Here is a 20,299-nt window from a genome sequence, read left to right on the forward strand (position 1 = left end):
AAATGAAACATGCATTATTAAAAACCAAATCAAGGCTTATAATGAGTCTGATGATAGTTATAATGAGTGTAGTTTATACATCTTGTGATGATACAGAAACTACCGATTCTACTAAATTCACAATATTCTACTCAGGTATGACTGATATAGGTCCTTCGATGAGTGGAAGAATTAGTAGCCCAACTTATAAAGGAAATACACCTTCTGATTTTGCTATAACCAAAGTAACTTTAAAAGGTGAAGCCTATTCCGGAGATTGTTTTACTATCGACCCAAATGATGGATTCATATCTATAAATAGCACCAAAGATATGCAAGTTGGCCTATATAAATTATCCATATCATGCATATCCGGAGGGAATTATTATGAATTTAAAGATATTGTAGAAATAAACTTCTTGAAGGCCGTCCCCGATGGAATTACAGTGGAACCCAACAAACTCCAAGTCAAATATAATGATATTATTGATGAAACAAGTGAAGTAGAACTACCAACAGCGCAAGTCAAGACAGATGGAGATCATGTAACCATTACCAAATATGAGATTGCAAAAAGTGACTATTCAAAATACTTCGACATCACTAAAAGTGGAAAAATAAGTATTATCAAAGGTAGCACAGCACTTCTTCCCGGTATTTATAACATCTCATTAAAACTAACAACCGGAGCTTCTTCTGAAGATGAAGGAATATTTGAGAATGCACTAGAAATAAATGTCACGTCAGCACCTTTTGGTTTGGAGTACACTCCTAACGAAGATATGCTAGAAGCTGAAAACGACAAAAGTGGAAAGACCTCATTTCAGAGTAATGCGCCTGCACTTAAAGGTTCATTAGAAGGAATAGAATATTCTATAAAAAATATTACTCCTACAACAGATAAAATTAAAATAGATCCAACTACCGGAGTTCTTTCCGTTGACAAAGACCACGGATTGCAAAGTGGAAATAACTATGTCATCTCAATACATGTTAAAAACAATTTTGGAGAAGAAGATTTCAATAATGCATTTACACTACAAGTCGTAGAATACATTGAGCCAATTTCAGGATTCGAATATGAAACAAGTATTGATAAATATCAATATTCAAAGTTCACCATTAGTCCTAAGGAAGGGTTGAAAGGAGATAATATCCAATTCAGCTTGATTAATGAACCGGATGCATTAAAGGGTCAGATAGAATTTGACGCCCAAACTGGAACAATCTCTGTAGAAAAGGGAAATACTATTCCACAAGGAAATTATCCTCTTACCGTGAGAGCGACTAACTCTAAAAACGCAGAAAATCCTGCAGATGCGACATTTACTCTGAATATCATTGAGAATCCTAATTACTTCACTGATATTCGTTATGGAAACAACATTGATGTACCAGAAGAAAATAATGCTAATCAATTTAGAATTACAGAAGATAATGAAGCTAATGCGGATGCTACATTAAAAAGCTTCACTTTCCCAAGTCCACAAACAGGGCTTAAAGGGAATGTATCGGTCGCATGGAGCATCAAGAACGGAAATAATTGTGACAACTTAACAATCGATAGCAATACAGGAAAAATCAGTTTCAATCAAGAAGCTACATGGCCCGCAGATAAAAATGGAGTCAAAGCAAATACAATAGGATTTTGTTATGTTACAGCAACAGCCGGAACAGATAAAGATAGCCAAATATCTCAAACAACTCTTGTATTTATTCATTATGACTTAAAAGCAAATAATGGAGTACATATCCATTATAATCCTTTTGTCTTCCAAGCTGATCCTAAAAATGGTGGTAATTCAACTGTTCCGTTGGTTACAGTTAACGGAACAACTACAACTTCTAATTTCGCATTAGATTACCGCCGTTCATTTAACTACTATCCCACAGAAGGCACTTTAGTAAAAGGAGCACCCGGAACTGCCGGTTCATTCTTAAATGAACTATGGACTACATATTATAAAGCTATGGATATAAAACTATCAACCGGGTCTAGAAATCCGATGTCATATTACGGCAGCGTATACGATATGAGCCATAGTAAGAAATTACCTAATCAATCGGATAGACTATCCGTAGCATTAGCCTATGTAGTTCCTAATGACCTGACTATACATATCAGTCCGAATATCTGGAAAAATAGTAATGGAGAATATGCTAATGGAATTATGGTTGGAGAAATGACTTTCCTTACAAATGTCACCGTTGATACAACAGAAACCGGAGAATCATTAAAAAATGGAAAGAAAATAGCACCTATCATTATATGGTTTGACAAAAAATTTATTAAATAATGAGCAAAACATCATTAACTATGTATAATACAATCACTAAATCAATAAAACTAAGAGGGTATATCACCCCTTAGCACTGATTTTCACAATCAGCCTACAAGCCCAGAATATAACTGTAAAAGGTGTTGTTGTAGATGAAACAGACACTCCGCTTATCGGAGCAACAGTTATGGTAAAAGGTGCATCTACTGGAGCTATTACTGACTTCGACGGAAACTTTACGTTAACAACCTCAAAAGGTTCAATAATATCTTTCTCATATATTGGATATAAAACCCAAGAGATTAAATATACCGGACAATCTCCTATGAATGTTAAAATGGTACCAGATAATAAAACTTTAGACGAAGTTGTTGTTGTCGGATATGGTTCCATGAAGCGAGGTGATTTGACAGGTTCTGTTGCATCCGTCGCTTCCAAAGACATTGAAGGCTATAAAAGCAGTTCTGTTATGGGGGCTTTAGGAGGACAAATTGCCGGAGTACAAATTACCCAAACTGACGGTACACCAGGAGCTGGATTTAATATCAACATCCGTGGTGTAGGTACTTTAACAGGAGATGCTTCTCCACTTTATATCGTAGATGGTTTTCAAGTAGATAATATCGATTATTTATCGAACTCCGATATTGAATCTATAGAAGTTTTAAAAGATGCCTCCTCTGCCGCTATCTACGGTGCGCGCGCAGCCAATGGGGTGGTTATGGTTTCCACCAAGTCAGGTAAAGTAGGACGCCCTGTAATTAACTACAACGGCTCTGCAAGTTATCGTAAGATTTCAAAAATGTTAGATGTACTTTCTCCTTATGAATTCGTTAAATTGCAAGGAGAAATAAAAACCGAATATGCAAATTCCTACTATAAATCAGGAAATGATGATAATGGAATTCCTTATCTTTATCAATCAGCGGAAGATTATATCGGAATGAAAGGAGTAGACTGGCAAGAAGAGACTTTCAATCCGACATGGTCACAAGACCATAATCTATCCATCTCAGGCGGTAGTGATAATACCAAATATACAGCTTCATTTTCCCGTTATATTGAAAATGGTATTTTTAAGAATAGTGGATTTGATAAAACGACAGGTAAAATTCGCTTTAATCAAAAGATAACAAAAAACATCACTTTTGATACAACTGTTAATTACGCACAAACGAACCGTAAAGGTGTGGGAACTTCCGCAGACTCCGGACGTTTTAATATGTTAGCACAAATTCTAAGTGCACGTCCAACAGGTGGTCTGAAGCTGACAGATGAAGAATTATTAAATTCTGCTATTGACCCTGAAATGCTAGAGACTGGAGAAAGCCTTGCTCAAGTCAATCCTGTCATGCAAACCGAATCCGTTACTAATAATAAACGTGGAGAAATGTGGTCAGCCAATGCATCTATAACCTGGCAAATTATTAAAGGATTAACATTTAAGACAGCTGGTACCTATAATACAACTGACAGCAGAACTGACATTTTTTACAAAACAGGTTCTAAAGAAGCATATCGTAATGGAGAAAAGCCGTATGGCCGAACTCAAATGGGACGCGACGTACGTTGGACTAATTATAATAACCTCACATGGAAACAAAAGATTAAAAAACATACTTATGATGTGATGTTAGGCCATGAAGTTTCATTCAAAAGCAGCGAATATCTATTAGGAGAAGCGATGGATTTCCCATTTGATAATCTGGGCAATGACAATTTAGGCATCGGAGCTACTCCTAGTAAAGTGAGCTCCAGCTATAATGACAAGATGCTACTATCCTTCTTCGCCCGTGGTAACTATAATTATGACAATCGCTATTTATTAACAGCGACAATACGTGCAGATGGTTCTACTGTATTCTCCCAAAAGAATAAATGGGGATACTTTCCCTCTTTCTCAGCTGCTTGGCGTGTTTCTGAAGAAGCATTCATGAAAGATATAAAATGGTTGTCAAACTTTAAAGTTCGCTTCGGTTGGGGTACTGTCGGTAATGACCGTATTTCAAACTATTTATCATTAGATTTATATGAAGCTAGTAAATATGGAGTAGGTAATAATACAGTAACGGTATTGACACCGAAACAACTCAAAAACGCTAACCTGAAATGGGAAGGTTCCAATACCGTGAACTTAGGTGTAGATCTTGGTTTCTTTGATAGTCGCCTAAATATTACAGCAGACTTCTTTATCAAAAATACAAAAGATCTCTTGCTAGCTCAATCACTTGCACACATTACAGGTTTTAACTCACAAATGCAGAACATTGGTAAGATCCAAAATAAAGGATTTGAATTAAATGTGAACAGTATTAACATACAAACAAGAGATTTTACTTGGAATACGAACTTTAATATATCATTTATCAAAAATACATTAAAGTCACTTGCTTCCGGTGTAGATGCGATGTATGCACGTTCCGGATTCGACAGCAACTTCACCGCATATGATTACATAGCCAAAGTTGGTGAATCTTTAGGATTGATCTACGGATATGAGTTTGATGGGATCTACCAAAGTTCTGATTTTTACACAAAGCCAGGCGATCCTACATTGTATTTAAAAGACGGAGTCGTTAATGACCCGCGCTATAGTACAAAAGAGCCTTTAAGACCGGGTGTAGTAAAATATAAAGATCAAGACGGAGATGGTAAAATTACAACCAAAGACCGTACTGTCATCGGTTCTGCAATCCCCAAATGGTATGGAGGTATCACCAATACACTAAATTATAAAGGGATTGACTTCAGTTTCATGCTACAATTCAATTACGGCAATGACGTTTATAATGCAACCCGTCTATATTCAACTCAATCAAGAAGCGGACGTAGAAATATGCTGGCTGAAGTAGCGGATCGCTGGAGTCCGACCAATGCATCCAATAAAGTACCTTTATATAATGGATACATTACCAATGATGTCTATTCACGTTTTGTAGAAGACGGTTCATTCCTTCGTTTGAAAAATATAACATTAGGTTATACTTTACCTAAAAAATGGACAAGTAAATTCTATGTATCCAGACTTCGTGTTTATGCTACAGGACAAAACTTATTCTGTGTTACAGGATATAGTGGTTATGATCCGGAAGTAAGTACAGCAGGGAGCAATCCGATGACTCCTGGACTAGATTGGGGTGCATATCCAAAGAGTAAAGTATTTACTTTTGGGCTTGATATTCAATTTTAATAATAAATTAAGTACAATGAAAAAGATTCTATACTATATAGCAATATCAGTAATATGTGCATTACCTTTTAATTCTTGCACATTAGACGAAGAAACCAGCACCGATGTAGAAAAGAAAAACTTTATGCGAGATGCTAAAGAGGCAGAGATTGTATTACAAGGTGTTTATCGTTCAACCATAGAAGATGGACAATATGGCTATCATTTATCTATATTGTTTAATTTAGGAACAGATATGGAGCAGGCAGAAGGAAATAGTACGGAGAACTATCGTATCATACCAGCCAATGCATTTCCTACCACTCAATCGGAAGTACAAACTACTTGGTCATCTTTGTATGCCGGTGTCTATAATGCGAATGATTTTCTAGAAAGAATCTCAAGCAAAATAAATACATACTCAGATACCGACCGTCAATTGGCCACTTTATATATAGCTGAAGCAAGAGCTTTAAGAGCTATGTTTTACTTTGAATTAGTGCGCAGATATGGTAATATTGCTCTTATGACCAATACAGAAATGTCGAAACAAGATCCAAGAACATTTGTTCAAGTAAAACCGGAAAAAGTGTATGAATTCATCGAAGATGACCTGCTTTACGCTAGTAGAATACTGCCCTATGCACAAGATGACCAATACCGCATCGATAACAGCTATCGTTTTTCCAGGGGGGCTGCTCTAGGCTTATTATCAAAAGTTTACGCCACATGGGCAGGATATCCTGTATATGATGAGTCAAAATGGGAAGAAGCCGCTAAAACCGCGCGTACTTTAATAGAATCCGGCAAACATGCTCTTCTATCTGATTACGAACAATTATGGAAAAACACTTGTAACGGGGTTTGGGACCCAACAGAAAGCTTGATCGAAATATCATTTTACTCCCCTACCGTTTCAGGAAACAGTGACCCTGTAGGCCGTATTGGAAAATGGAATGGAGTTAAAACCACATCAATCGCAGGACAGCGTGGAAGTTGCGCAGGAAATGTGAAAGTGGTGCATACTTTCGTAACAGAATGGCGTGAACATCCTCAAGACTTACGCTGCGATCTTTCCGTTGCCAATTATAAATACGATGATGATAAAGTACTTTGGACAAAAGGAAAAAATGATACCGATTATTCTGCTAAAGAAAAAGACAAAGACCCCACTAAAGGACAAAAAGAAAAACAAAATTATACACCTGCTAAATGGGACATTGAAAAATATGTAACCACCAGTAAATTAATCAATAACGATAAATCAAATGTTAATTGGTATTTCCTACGTTATGCAGATGTACTTTTACTTTACGCAGAGGCTTTGAATGAATGGAAACATGGACCTACTGATGAAGCTTATGAAGCGATCAATATGGTGCGCCGTCGTGGATTTGGTAATCCTAGTAAGACGAGTATTTGTGATTTAAAAGATTTAAATGAAGAAGATTTTCGTAAAGCAGTCTATCAAGAAAGAGCTTATGAGCTGGCTTTTGAAGGACACCGCCGCATGGATTTAATCCGCTGGGGAATATATTATGAAACTATTCAAAAAACATACAATGATTTGCTTAACTGGTGGACTGCGGAAACTGAATTTAATTATGTTGTTTACAGACATACTGTAAAAGGTAAGCATGAACTATTTCCCATTCCACAAAGAGACATGGACTTGATGATTAAATTTAATCAAAATCCGAATTGGGAATAGTCCTCATTCTCTCCAATATGCCTTAATTAGGGCATATTGGAGAAATTTAAAACCTTTTTCAACAAAATCAAAACTTAAAAAGCAGAGTTCAAACACCTTTTGGACAATCCTGCAACGGAAAGTTTTGCCTTTCAGTTACTTTTGCATCAGTTACAAAACTTCTAAAAACAATCACTTAAAATGAATAACATGAAAATGAAACTTGTTCTCTTTGCTTCGGTTAGTATTGCACTCGCGTCGTGCCAGACAACCCCAAAGGAAGACTACAGTTGGATAAAAAAAGGACTGGATGTAGCTTCTGCCCAATTACAACTTTCTGCTGAAGAGGTTAGTGGTACGGGAATGTTGCCACGCTCCATCCGTACCGGCTATAACATGGATTTCCTTTGCCGTCAGTTGGAAAGAGATTCATTAACATTCAAAGATTCACTACGCGCACAACCCACTGCTGACCAACTAGGCAAACGCCGCCTCTGCAACGTTTATGACTGGACGAGTGGTTTCTTCCCTGGTTCATTGTGGTATGCATACGAACTGACAGGAAACGATACACTGAAAACTCAAGCCATCCAATATACAAATCTACTGAATCCGGTACGCTATTATAAAGGTACACATGATTTGGGATTCATGGTCAACTGCAGCTATGGCAATGCAGAACGTCTTTCACCCAACGACACCATTGCCGCTGTGATGAGAGAAACAGCCGATAACCTCTGCGGTCGTTTCAACGACTCTATCAGCGCTATCCGTTCATGGGACTTCGGAACATGGAACTTCCCGGTTATTATCGATAATATGATGAACCTCGATCTTCTGTTCAACGTAGCAAAAGCGACAGGTGACAATAAATACAAAGACATTGCTATCAAGCATGCCATGACCACCATGCATAATCACTTCCGTCCGGATTATACCTGCTGGCATGTAATAAGCTATAACAACGACGGCACAGTGGAAAGCAAACAAACTTTCCAAGGAAAGAACGATGATTCTTCATGGGCACGCGGACAAGCGTGGGCTATATATGGATATACCGCTTGCTTCCGTGAAACCAATGACAGCATTTTCCTAAACTTTGCAAAGGATATAGCCGATATGATTATGGACCGCGTAAAAACGGAGGATGCCATTCCCTACTGGGATTATGATGCTCCTGTAACTAAAGAAACTCCGCGCGATGTATCTGCTGCTTCTGTTACTGCTTCTGCCATGATCGAGCTAAGCACCATGGTTCCCGACGGACAGAAATATCTGGATTATGCGGAAAAGATTCTGAAGAGTTTGTCAAGCGACGCATATCTTGCAAAAGTGGGTGACAATCAAGGTTTCATTCTGATGCACTCTGTCGGTTCACTGCCCAACGGTTCTGAAATCGACACTCCACTAAACTATGCTGACTATTACTATCTTGAAGCATTGAAGAGATTCATGGAATTGAAGAAGTTGAGAGTTGAGAATGGAGAGTTGAGAGTGATCCAATAATACAAAAGCAAGAGTGTTCTCAATCGTAAATAGTAAATCGTAAAATCGTAAATTATATCATGAATAAAACTTTAAAGTATATCGTTCTGCTGGCAATCGCTTGTTTTGTAGGCAAAGCTAGTGCCCAAGAACTGAAAAGCGAAGTCTTTTCAATTCTTAACCTGGACTATCCGGGATTGGAAAAAGTGAAAGCTTTGCATCAGGAAGGTAAAGATGAGGATGCTGCCAAAGCATTACTAGACTATTACCGTGCACGTACCAACGTAAAAACTCCGGATATCAATCTGAACAAAGTGACTATCAGCAAAGAAGAACAGCAGTGGGCAGATGACGGATTGAAACATACATTCTTCGTACATAAAGGTTATCAACCTTCTTACAACTATGGAGAAGACATCAACTGGCAATACTGGCCGGTGAAAGACAATGAACTCCGTTGGCAGTTGCACCGTCACAAATGGTTCACTCCGATGGGAAAGGCTTATCGCATATCCGGTGACGAGAAATATGCTAAAGAATGGGCACATCAGTATATCGACTGGATTAAAAAGAATCCGTTGGTAAAGATGAACAAGAAAGAATATGAGCTGATAAGTGATGGAAAAATCAAAGGTGAAGTAGAAAATGTACGTTTCGCATGGCGTCCGCTGGAAGTTAGTAATCGTCTGCAGGACCAGACTTCACAGTTCCAGTTATTCCTCCCTTCTCCTTCTTTCACTCCGGACTTCCTGACAGAATTCCTGGCGAACTATCACAAACATGCTATACATATCCTTGCTAATTACTCCGATCAAGGTAACCACTTGCTGTTTGAAGCTCAACGTATGATCTACGCCGGTGCTTTCTTTCCTGAATTCAAAGATGCTCCGGCATGGAGAAAAAGCGGTATCGATATTCTGAACCGTGAAATTCATGTACAGGTATACGAAGACGGCGGACAGTTCGAACTCGACCCACATTATCATCTGGCAGCCATCAACATTTTCTGCAAGGCATTAGGTATCGCGGATGCAAACGGATTCCGTAAAGAATTCCCACAGGATTATCTGGATACAATCGAAAGCATGATTATGTTCTACGCAAACATTTCTTTCCCTGATTATACCAATCCATGTTTCAGCGATGCTAAGTTGACAACAAAGAAAGAAATGGTGAAAAACTACAAAGCATGGAGTAAACTGTTCCCGAAAAACCAGGCTATCAAATACTTCGCAACCGAAGGTAAAGAAGGTGCATTGCCGGATTATATGTCTAAAGGATTCTTGAAATCAGGTTTCTTTGTATTCCGTAACTCATGGGGAATGGATGCTACGCAAATGGTAGTAAAAGCAGGTCCGAAAGCATTCTGGCATTGTCAGCCGGATAACGGAACGTTTGAACTTTGGTTTAACGGCAAGAATTTGTTCCCGGATTCTGGTTCGTATGTCTATGCCGGTGAAGGCGAAGTGATGGAACAACGCAACTGGCACCGTCAGACTTGTGTTCACAACACAGTAACGCTGAACAACAAGAACTTGGATACGACAGAATCTGTGACTAAATTGTGGCAACCAGAAGGTGCTATCCAAACTTTAGTGACCGAAAATCCTAGCTACAAGAACCTGAAACACCGTCGTTCTGTTTTCTTTGTTGACAACACTTACTTTGTCATTGTAGACGAAATGACCGGTAGCGCCAAAGGTTCCATCAATCTTCACTATCAAATGCCAAAAGGAGAAATTGCCAACAGCCGCGAAGACATGACGTTCCTGACACAATTTGAAGACGGAAGCAACATGAAACTGCAATGTTTCGGTCCCGACGGTATGTCGATGAAGAAAGAACCGGGATGGTGCTCAACTGCTTATCGCAAACGTTACAAACGTATGAATGTATCTTTCAACGTGAAGAAAGACGGCGAAGAAGCTGTACGTTACATCACAGTTATCTACCCAGTTAAGAAGAGCGCAGATGCCCCTAAATTTGCAGCTAAGTTCAAGAACAAAGCGTTCGATGAAAACGGACTGGAAGTAGAAGTGAAAGTAAACGGAAAGAAACAGTCATTAAAATACAAACTATAATAAAGCTGACTAAAAAGTCGGTCGCATCTCAATTTCTCCTCCTTCCGGAAGGAAGGGAATTGGAGATGCAACCGACTTTTTAGTCACTCCCCTTCATCATTATGGAAAACTATTACACCCCCTCTGCCCTACTCCTCCCACTAGCTGCACTAAGTCTCGCTTCCTGCGGCAATCAAAAGAAAGAAGAGACCAGACAACCGAACATCATCTTTATGATGACGGATGACCATACCACTCAAGCAATGTCCTGTTACGGAGGAAATTTGATTCAGACTCCTAACATGGACCGGATTGCCAACGAAGGTATCCGTTTTGACAACTGCTACGCTGTCAACGCTCTTTCAGGACCTTCACGCGCCTGCATCCTCACCGGTAAGTTCAGCCACGAGAATGGTTTTACCGATAACGCCAGTACGTTCAACGGAGACCAGCAGACATTCCCCAAGCTGCTTCAACAAGCCGGATATCAGACTGCAATAATTGGTAAATGGCATCTTATCAGTGAACCGCAAGGGTTCGATCATTGGAGCATCCTTAGTGGTCAACACGAACAAGGCGACTATTATGATCCTGATTTTTGGGAAAACGGGAAGCATATTGTAGAAAAAGGATATGCTACGGATATTATTACTGATAAAGCCATTGAATTCCTCGAAAGTCGCGACAAGAACAAGCCTTTCTGCATGATGTATCATCAGAAAGCACCGCACCGCAACTGGATGCCTGCTCCCCGCCATCTGGGTATATTCAACAATACCACTTTCCCGGAACCGGCTAATCTGTTCGACGACTATGAAGGCCGCGGAAGAGCAGCCCGTGAACAGGATATGTCTATCGAACATACACTGACAAACGACTGGGACCTCAAATTGCTGACTCGTGAAGAGATGCTGAAAGATACCACCAACCGTCTTTACAGCGTATACAAACGTATGCCTGTTGAAGTTCAGGATAAATGGGACTCTGTATATGCCGGACGCATTGCCGAATACCGCAAAGGTGACCTGAAAGGCAAATCATTAATCAGCTGGAAATATCAGCAATATATGCGTGATTATCTGGCGACAGTTCTGGCAGTAGACGAAAATATCGGCCGACTGCTGAATTATCTCGAAAAAATTGGTGAGCTGGACAATACAATTATTGTCTACACCTCCGACCAGGGTTTCTTCCTTGGCGAACATGGCTGGTTTGACAAACGCTTCATGTATGAAGAATGTCAACGCATGCCGCTTATTATCCGTTATCCGAAAGCAATTAAAGCAGGAAGTACCAGTAACGCCATCAGCATGAATGTAGACTTTGCTCCTACCTTCCTCGACTTTGCCGGAGTAGATATCCCGTCAGATATTCAAGGAGCTTCTTTGAAACCGATATTGGTCAACGAAGGCAAAACCCCGGCCGACTGGCGTAAAGCTGCTTATTACCATTATTACGAGTACCCTGCAGAACACTCTGTAAAACGTCACTATGGTATCCGTACACAAGATTTCAAACTGATTCATTTCTACAACGATATTGACGAATGGGAAATGTATGACATGAAAGCTGATCCGAGAGAAATGAACAGCGTCTTCGGCAAACCGGAGTATGCTAAAGTACAAAAAGAACTGATGGAGCTACTTCAGGACACTCAAAAACAGTACAAAGATACTGACCCGGATGAAAAGGAAAAAGTCCTCTTTAAAGGTGATCGCCGGCAAATGCAAAACCGCTAAGAGGGCAAGGTGTCCCCAATATGCTTTATAGTTAGTTATATAATAAAATTAGGCACGGATTACACGGATGAACGCTGTTGCTTTACCCATCATCATTCTAAAAACCGTGAAATCCGTGTAATCCGTGCCTAATAACCGAATAAATTAGATAAAACCATGGATAGAAGAAAGTTTTTAAAAAACACAGGCTGGTCTTTCCTCGGATTGGCAGCTTCAGGCAGTTTGCTGGGTTCTTGCGCAGCTGGAAGCAAAGAAGCAAAAAAGATTATGCCGTCAGCCAGTAACCTCAAAATGTACTGGGGCGACTTACATAACCATTGCAACATCACATACGGACACGGCGACATGCGCGACGCTTTTGAAGCAGCGAAAGGACAATTAGATTTTGTCAGTGTCACTCCTCATGCTATGTGGCCGGATATTCCCGGAGCAGATGATCCCCGCCTGAAATGGGTGATTGATTATCACACAGGAGCTTTCAAACGTTTGCGTGAAGGCGGTTATGAGAAGTACGTAAAAATGACGAATGAATATAATAAAGAAGGTGAGTTCCTTACTTTTGTCGGATACGAGGCCCACAGTATGGAACATGGTGACCATGTTGCATTGAATTATGATCTTGACGCACCGCTTGTAGAATGTACTTCTATCGAAGACTGGAAACAGAAGGCAAAAGGACACAAAGTATTTATTACTCCACATCACATGGGTTACCAGGGCGGCTATCGCGGTTACAACTGGAAATGCTTTACCGAAGGAGATATTACCCCATTCGTAGAAATGTATTCCCGTCATGGTCTGGCAGAAAGCGATCAGGGAGATTATCCTTATCTACACGATATGGGTCCGCGCCAATGGGAAGGAACCATTCAATATGGTCTTGAATTAGGCAACAAATTCGGTATCATGGCTTCTACCGATCAACATTCCGGTTATCCGGGAAGCTATGGCGACGGTCGTATCGGTGTCATGGCTCCGTCATTGACTCGCGACGCTATTTGGGAAGCTCTCCGCACCCGCCATGTATGTGCCGCAACCGGTGATAAAATTATTATCGACTTCCGCCTCAACGACGCTTTCATGGGTGACGTGGTTCGCGGTAACAGCCGCCGTATCTATCTGAACGTTACAGGTGAAAGCTGTATCGACTATGTAGATATTGTCAAGAACGGACAGATTTTAGCTCGCATGAATGGCCCGCTGACTCCGATTGCCCCGGAAGGTGATACGGTACGTTGCAAAGTTAAAGTTGATTTTGGTTGGAATCGTGAAGAGAAATACGTACATTGGCAGGGTAAACTGTCCGTGGACAAAGGACAGATCCATAGTGTAACTCCTTGTTTCCGTGGCGCAGCGTTCACTTCTCCGCAAGAAGGTGAAACTGAATTCCACACGCATGTCAACCGTATCGTATCCGTTGGCAACAAGGAAACCGAACTGGATATGTATAGCAGCAAAAATCCGAATACGACTACAGCAGCCATGCAAGCCGTCATTCTGGATGTGGAAATGCCCAAAGACGGTAAGATCATTGCCGAATTCAATGGCAAGAAGTTTGAACATACGTTGGGCGAGTTGCTCGAAGGTTCACGTTCACACTTCATGATCGGTTGGTTGAGCGAGGCGATCCTTTTCAATCGTGCTATGCCGGAAAGCTGTTTCACTCTGGAACACTACATGGAAGATAAAGACCCGCAACGTGATACGGATTACTACTATGTACGCGTTCGCCAACGTGACGGACAATGGGCTTGGAGTTCACCGATTTGGGCGGAAAGAGTGTAGTTAAACAGTAAAAGCAATGAATAATCTAGTACTTAAATAGAAATGGAAAAAGAATACGCTATAGGAATTGACCTTGGCGGAACTTCAGTAAAATACGCCCTTATTGATAATGAAGGCGTATTTTACTTTCAAGGAAAGTTACCGTCGAAAGCCGATGAATCAGCAGAAGCTGTCATCGGACAGTTGGTTACTGCTATCAATGAAGCGAAAGCCTTTGCACAAGAAAAAGGCTACAAAATTGATGGTATAGGAATCGGAACACCGGGTATCGTAGATTGTACGAACCGTGTTGTTTTAGGAGGTGCGGAAAACATCAACGGTTGGGAAAACATTCACTTGGCAGACCACATTGAAACAGAAACCGGACTTTCTGCTTTATTGGGAAATGATGCCAATCTAATGGGACTGGGAGAAACAATGTATGGGGCCGGTCAGGGAGCTACTCATGTTGTCTTCCTGACAGTAGGAACGGGTATTGGCGGTGCAGTAGTCATCGACGGCAAATTGTTCAACGGTTATGCCAACCGGGGAACGGAACTGGGACACGTACCTCTCATTGCCAATGGTGAACCTTGTGCTTGCGGTTCTGTCGGCTGCCTGGAACACTATGCTTCCACTTCCGCTTTGGTACGCCGCTTCAGTCAACGAATAGCAGACGCAGGTATCTCCTACCCGAATGAGGAGATTAACGGAGAATTGATTGTCCGCCTTTACAAACAAGGGGATCAGATTGCAAAAGTATCACTGGAAGAACACTGTGACTTTTTAGGACATGGAATTGCAGGCTTTATCAATATCTTTAGTCCTCAAAAGATTGTGATCGGCGGAGGACTCTCCGAAGCCGGAGATTTTTACATTCAGAAAGTAAGCGAAAAAGCGCGTAGTTATGCCATCCCCGACTGTGCCGTGAATACCCAAATCATAGCTGCCGCTCTTGGAAACAAGGCTGGAAGTATTGGAGCTGCGTCACTTGTATTTACTCAATTATCTGCTCCAAACCTGATTAAATTATGAAAAAGAATTTAGGAATGCTGACGCTGATTATGGCGTTTTGGTTCACCATCTCTTTTATTACTAATATTCTGGGACCACTCATTCCGGACATTATCCACAACTTCAATCTAAGTGACCTGGCAATGGCGGGATTTATCCCGACCTCTTTTTTCCTGGCCTATGCTATCATGTCTATCCCTGCCGGATTGCTCATCGACCGTTTCGGTGAAAAGCCGGTATTATTCGGTGGATTTCTGATGCCGTTCATCGGCACCATCTTATTTGCCTGCATGCACACGTATCCGATGTTATTGGCTTCTTCTTTCATCATCGGACTGGGAATGGCCATGTTACAAACGGTATTGAATCCGCTCCAACGTACCGTAGGAGGAGAAGAAAACTATGCATTTATCGCCGAACTGGCACAGTTCATGTTTGGCATTGCTTCTTTCCTAAGTCCTCTGGTATATACTTATCTGATTCGTGAACTTGATCCGGCAACATATACAGCAGGTAAAGGTTTCTTTATCGACCTGTTGGCCGATGTCACTCCACGGGAAATGCCGTGGGTATCTCTTTACTGGGTATTCACCATCCTATTATTAGTAATGCTGATTGCCGTCGGTGTCTCCCGCTTTCCCAAGATCGAACTGAAAGAAGATGAAAAAAGCGGGTCAAAAGATTCATACCTCGCTTTGTTTAAACAGAAATATGTATGGTTGTTTTTCTTGGGAATCTTCTGTTATGTAAGTACGGAACAGGGAACTTCTATTTTTATGAGTACATTCCTCGAACAATATCATGGAGTAAATCCGCAAACTGAAGGTGCACAAGCTGTAAGCTACTTCTGGGGGCTGATGACAGCCGGTTGTCTGGTAGGTATGATTCTACTCAAGCTGATTGACAGCAAACGGTTGTTACAAATCTCCGGAATATTGACCATCATCCTACTATTATCTGCTTTGTTCGGAAGCAAAGAAGTATCTATCATTGCCTTTCCCGCTGTCGGATTCAGCATCTCAATGATGTATTCCATCGTATTCTCATTGGCACTGAACTCCGCCTCACAACATCACGGCTCCTTTGCGGGTATTCTATGTTCTGCAATAGTAGGTGGTGCGGGTGGTCCGATGATTGTGAGTACACTGGCAGATGCTACATCGCTCCGCACAGGAATGTTATTTATCTTGGTTTTCGTAGGCTACATAACCTTTATCGGTTTTTGGGCACGTCCACTAATTAATAACAAGACCATCCGTCTGAAAGAATTGTTCAAACAGCGATAAACGCTGAATGATACATGATGAATAATAAATATTAAAATAAGATGATGAAACAACGAACGTCTATATTTTCTCTTTTGCTCGGTATTCTGCTATCCACCAATGGGTATGCGCAAAAAGGAATCATGCGTCTGACTCAACAGACATTGATGCACGAGGTCCGCGAAACGCCTTCGCCCCTGAACGGACAGCATATTACTGTCAATCCCCCACGTTTTATGTGGCCGGATAAGTTCCCGCACCTCGGTGCTGTATTGGACGGAGTTGAAGAAGAGGACTACAAACCCGAAGTAACCTACCGCATCCGTATTGCACGCGACCCCGAATTTAAATCGGAAGTGATTACCGCCGAAAGAAAATGGGCATTTTTCAACCCATTCAAACTCTTTGAAAAAGGGAAATGGTATTGGCAACATGCCTACGTTAACAAAGAAGGAAAAGAAGAATGGTCACCTGTTTATCATTTTTATATAGACGAACACATACGTACATTCAACCCTCCTTCTCTACAGGAAGTATTAACCAAATTGCCCAAGACTCATCCCCGCATCTTGCTTGATGCCGAAGATTGGGATAATATCATCGAACGGAATAAAAACAATCCGGAGGCACAGGCTTATATCCGAAAAGCCGATAAATGCCTGAACCACCCGCTGAAACATCTGGAAGAAGAAATTGATACAACCCAGGTTGTCAAGTTGACAAATATTGTTCAATATCGTTCTGCCCTGATTCGGGAAAGTCGTAAGATTGTAGACCGTGAAGAAGCAAATATCGAAGCCATGGTACGCGCTTACCTGCTAACGAAAGATGAGGTATACTACAAAGAAGGCATTAAGCGTCTTTCCGAAATTCTTTCCTGGAAAAAAAGTAAGTACTTTGCTGGAGATTTCAATCGTTCTACTATTCTGTCCATGAGCACTTCAGCGTATGATGCATGGTACAATCTGTTGACTCCGAATGAGAGAAAACTACTCCTAAGAACGATTCGTGACAATGGAAAGAAGTTCTATCATGAATATGTCAATCACTTGGAAAACCGCATTGCTGATAATCATGTCTGGCAAATGACTTTCCGTATCTTGAATATGGCGGCATTTGCTACGTATGGCGAACTCCCGATGGCTTCCACCTGGGTGGATTATTGCTACAATGAATGGGTATCCCGTCTGCCGGGCCTCAACGCGGATGGAGGATGGCACAATGGTGATTCTTATTTCCAGGTCAATCTTCGCACATTGATTGAAGTTCCCGCTTTCTACTCCCGTATCAGCGGATTCGATTTCTTCGCCGATCCGTGGTATAACAACAATGCATTTTACGTCATCTACCAGCAGCCTCCATTCTCAAAATCTGCAGGACAAGGCAATTCACATGAAAGCAAAATGAAGCCGAACGGTACACGAGTAGGTTATGCGGATGCCTTGGCACGTGAATGTAATAATCCGTGGGCGGCTGCTTATGTACGTACCATTCTGCAAAAGGAACCGGATATCATGGAAAAAACTTTCCTCGGAAAATCTGGAGACTTGACCTGGTATCGTTGTACAACCAAGAAAGTTCTCCCCAAAGAAGGACATACTCTTGCCGAACTACCCATGGCGAAAGTATTCAATGAAACGGGAATCGGTACGATGAATACCTCTTTGGGAGATATAGATAAGAATGCCATGTTATCGTTCCGCTCCAGTTCTTATGGTTCCACTTCCCATGCACTGGCCAATCAGAATGCTTTTAATACATTCTATGGAGGTAAAGCCATTTTTTACAGCAGCGGACATCGTACAGGTTTTACGGACGATCATTGTATGTATTCTTACCGTAACACCCGTGCACACAACAGCATTTTGGTAAATGGAATGACTCAAAAGATTGGAACGGAAGGATATGGCTGGATTCCGCGTTGGTATGAAGGAGAAAAAATCGCTTATATGGTAGGAGATGCTTCCAATGCTTATGGTAAAGTGACTTCTCCCCTATGGCTGAAACGTGGAGAACTATCCGGTACGCAATATACGCCTGAAAAAGGATGGGATGAGAACAAACTGAATATGTTCCGCCGTCATATCATCCAACTGGGAAGTACCGGAGTTTTCGTGATTTATGATGAACTGGAAGGAAAGGAGGCTGTTACATGGAGTTACCTTTTACATACTGTAGAATTACCGATGGAAATACAGGAACTGACCGATGAGGTGAAAGTAACCGGAAGGAATAAAGCTGGCGGTATCTCTGTTGCCCATCTTTTCAGTTCGGCAAAAACGGAACAGGCAATGGTAGATACTTTCTTCTGTGCTCCGACCAACTGGAAAAATGTGACGAATGCACAAGGAAAAGCAGTGAAATATCCTAATCACTGGCATTTCTCTTCTACAACTGTTCCTTGCAAAACCGCCCGTTTCCTGACTGTGATGGATACACATGGAGACAACCGTCCGGATATGCAGGTAGTTCGCAAAGGCAATATCATTCAAGTAGGTGACTGGACTATCACTTGCAACCTTACGGAAAAAGGAAAAGCCGCTATTCACGTTAGTAATAAAGTGGAGAAAGTTTCCTTAAACTACGATGCCGGTAAAAAGGAAGGTGCAACGACGGTAACAGATCAGGTAAAAGGGAAACAGGTTAATAAAGTCCTGACAGACTATTTACCGGATTTTGAGATTTAATCTCTCCCCCCAAAAAACTGTCCCGTTATTCAATTTATAGAAAATTGAATAACGGGATATTTTTTATAGAGAATAAAAGATAAAGAACAGAGTATAAAGTACATGATCCTATGAATTGTAACCAAGAAGAGTTCTCTCTACAAACATATACTCCTTTAAAAACGTTATATTTGCAGAGTAAAATAAATTAAGAAAGAACAATGAAATATATCGGAGCACATGTTAGCGCCTCTGGTGGCGTAGAGTTCGCACCCATTAATGCGCACGAAATAGGAGCAAATGCTTTTGCGTTATTCACCAAGAATCAACGTCAATGGGTAAGTAAACCTCTAACAGAAGAAAGTATCAGTCTCTTCAAAGAGAATTGTGAGAAATATGTTTTCCAACCGGAATATATCCTTCCACATGACAGTTACCTTATCAATCTGGGGCATCCGGAGGAAGAGGGACTTCAAAAAAGTCGTGCCGCTTTTCTGGATGAAATGCAACGTTGTGAGCAACTTGGATTGAAGCTTTTAAATTTCCACCCCGGTAGCTCTCTCAATAAAATATCAACAGAAGATTGCCTGTCGCTTATTGCAGAAAGCATTAATCTCGCTTTAGAAAAAACAAAAGGAGTAACAGCTGTTATTGAAAACACAGCCGGGCAAGGCAGTAATTTAGGAAGCGAATTCTGGCAATTGAAATATATCATTGATCGGGTAAACGATAAGAACCGGGTAGGTGTTTGTCTCGATACCTGCCATACCTATACCGCTGGTTACGATATTGTCAATGAATATGATAAAGTATTTGATGAATTTGATAAAGAAGTCGGATTCAACTACCTCCGTGGTATGCACTTGAATGATTCTAAAAAAGCATTAGGCACCCATGTTGACCGCCACGACAGCATTGGTAAAGGATTGATTGGCAAAGCTTTTTTTGAAAGATTAATGCAAGATTCCAGATTTGATAATATACCGTTGATACTCGAAACTCCGGATGAAAGTAAATGGAAAGAAGAAATTACATGGCTAAGAAGTATGGAATAATGAGACAAAAGAATAAAAAATACAAGTTATAGAATACATTTTCGAAAAATTATTCAACTTTTCGATGATTGTGTTGAATAATATATATATCTTTGTGCCCGTAAGCCTTTGACCTCCAAAGAACTTACGGGTTT

General features: G+C 40.8%; 10 protein-coding genes and 1 pseudogene. All 11 read left to right on the forward strand.

The genetic code is table 11. The features are described 5' to 3' along the window. The first annotated feature begins 2 nt into the window (after positions 1-2). The 11 genes and pseudogenes from KSX81_RS00325 to nfo all read left to right on the forward strand — a co-directional run bounded on the left by KSX81_RS00325 (position 3) and on the right by nfo (position 20,165). Complete coding sequence (locus KSX81_RS00325; RefSeq protein ID WP_118419045.1) at positions 3-2,276, forward strand: surface glycan-binding family protein; 2,274 nt, start codon at positions 3-5, stop codon at positions 2,274-2,276. Further along, positions 2,276-5,448, forward strand: a pseudogene (locus KSX81_RS00330) (SusC/RagA family TonB-linked outer membrane protein). Before KSX81_RS00325 ends, KSX81_RS00330 begins: the two are co-directional and overlap by 1 nt. A 16-nt stretch (positions 5,449-5,464) precedes the next feature. After that, the gene (locus KSX81_RS00335) at positions 5,465-7,138 is read left to right on the forward strand and encodes a RagB/SusD family nutrient uptake outer membrane protein (protein WP_008643031.1); all 1,674 of its coding nucleotides are present in this window, start codon (positions 5,465-5,467) and stop codon (positions 7,136-7,138) included. A gap of 180 nt (positions 7,139-7,318) precedes the next feature. Next, positions 7,319-8,623 carry a DUF4995 domain-containing protein gene (locus KSX81_RS00340; RefSeq protein ID WP_195646863.1) on the forward strand — a complete coding sequence of 435 codons (1,305 nt, stop codon included), beginning with the start codon at positions 7,319-7,321 and terminating at the stop codon, positions 8,621-8,623. 59 nt (positions 8,624-8,682) lie between these two features. Next, positions 8,683-10,683 (forward strand): heparin-sulfate lyase HepC, encoded by a 2,001-nt coding sequence (gene hepC / locus KSX81_RS00345; RefSeq protein WP_217725660.1) that lies wholly within the window; start codon positions 8,683-8,685, stop codon positions 10,681-10,683. A 101-nt stretch (positions 10,684-10,784) separates the two neighbouring features. Continuing rightward, complete coding sequence (locus tag KSX81_RS00350; RefSeq protein ID WP_217725661.1) at positions 10,785-12,401, forward strand: sulfatase; 1,617 nt, start codon at positions 10,785-10,787, stop codon at positions 12,399-12,401. A gap of 156 nt (positions 12,402-12,557) precedes the next feature. Beyond that, on the forward strand, positions 12,558-14,186 hold the full coding sequence (locus KSX81_RS00355) for a Tat pathway signal sequence (RefSeq protein WP_004312479.1): 1,629 nt from the start codon (positions 12,558-12,560) through the stop codon (positions 14,184-14,186). A gap of 42 nt (positions 14,187-14,228) precedes the next feature. Next, entirely contained in the window at positions 14,229-15,200 is a 972-nt protein-coding gene (locus KSX81_RS00360) for an ROK family protein (protein ID WP_004312480.1), read from the forward strand. After that, entirely contained in the window at positions 15,197-16,465 is a 1,269-nt protein-coding gene (locus KSX81_RS00365; protein ID WP_004319860.1) for a sugar MFS transporter, read from the forward strand. The genes KSX81_RS00360 and KSX81_RS00365 overlap by 4 nt, the downstream gene beginning before the upstream one ends. A gap of 41 nt (positions 16,466-16,506) precedes the next feature. Continuing rightward, on the forward strand, positions 16,507-19,131 hold the full coding sequence (locus tag KSX81_RS00370; protein ID WP_004312482.1) for a DUF4962 domain-containing protein: 2,625 nt from the start codon (positions 16,507-16,509) through the stop codon (positions 19,129-19,131). Between the two features lie 200 nt (positions 19,132-19,331). After that, positions 19,332-20,165: a deoxyribonuclease IV gene (gene nfo / locus KSX81_RS00375; RefSeq protein WP_004312483.1), complete on the forward strand. Its 834-nt coding sequence runs from the start codon at positions 19,332-19,334 to the stop codon at positions 20,163-20,165. Positions 20,166-20,299 lie beyond the last annotated feature (134 nt).

The organism is Bacteroides sp. MSK.18.37 (genome assembly GCF_019129155.2).
Classification (GTDB): domain Bacteria; phylum Bacteroidota; class Bacteroidia; order Bacteroidales; family Bacteroidaceae; genus Bacteroides; species Bacteroides ovatus.

Coding starts and splice junctions, on each gene's coding strand:
- KSX81_RS00325 (WP_118419045.1), top strand. CDS start 3: ATGAAACATGCATTATTAAAAACCAAATCAAGGCTTATAATGAGTCTG.
- KSX81_RS00335 (WP_008643031.1), top strand. CDS start 5,465: ATGAAAAAGATTCTATACTATATAGCAATATCAGTAATATGTGCATTA.
- KSX81_RS00340 (WP_195646863.1), top strand. CDS start 7,319: ATGAATAACATGAAAATGAAACTTGTTCTCTTTGCTTCGGTTAGTATT.
- hepC (WP_217725660.1), top strand. CDS start 8,683: ATGAATAAAACTTTAAAGTATATCGTTCTGCTGGCAATCGCTTGTTTT.
- KSX81_RS00350 (WP_217725661.1), top strand. CDS start 10,785: ATGGAAAACTATTACACCCCCTCTGCCCTACTCCTCCCACTAGCTGCA.
- KSX81_RS00355 (WP_004312479.1), top strand. CDS start 12,558: ATGGATAGAAGAAAGTTTTTAAAAAACACAGGCTGGTCTTTCCTCGGA.
- KSX81_RS00360 (WP_004312480.1), top strand. CDS start 14,229: ATGGAAAAAGAATACGCTATAGGAATTGACCTTGGCGGAACTTCAGTA.
- KSX81_RS00365 (WP_004319860.1), top strand. CDS start 15,197: ATGAAAAAGAATTTAGGAATGCTGACGCTGATTATGGCGTTTTGGTTC.
- KSX81_RS00370 (WP_004312482.1), top strand. CDS start 16,507: ATGATGAAACAACGAACGTCTATATTTTCTCTTTTGCTCGGTATTCTG.
- nfo (WP_004312483.1), top strand. CDS start 19,332: ATGAAATATATCGGAGCACATGTTAGCGCCTCTGGTGGCGTAGAGTTC.